Below are 231 nucleotides of genomic sequence, written 5' to 3' on the forward strand. Positions count from 1 at the left end.
GTATCATGCCCTTTATAAAAACACGTGATGGCCCGGATATTTACGTCAAGGATTGGGGCAGCGGGCGCCCCGTCGTCCTTGTGCATGGCTGGCCGCTCAACGCCGACAGCTGGGATGCGCAGGCGATGGCGCGCGCCAATGCCGGGTTCCGCGCGATCGCGTATGACCGCCGCGGGTTCGGTCGCTCGAGCCAGCCCTGGTCGGGCGATGACTATGACACGCTGACCGACG

1 protein-coding gene is annotated in these 231 nt (G+C 64.5%); it reads left to right on the forward strand.

The genetic code is table 11. The features are described from left to right. Window positions 1-5: 5 nt before the first annotated feature. Window positions 6-231 (forward strand): alpha/beta fold hydrolase (locus tag AC0CH3_RS18060; RefSeq protein ID WP_465238152.1); only part of this gene is annotated, 226 nt, incomplete at its 3' end.

It is taken from the genome of Sphingomonas sp. AC449, from assembly GCF_979253475.1.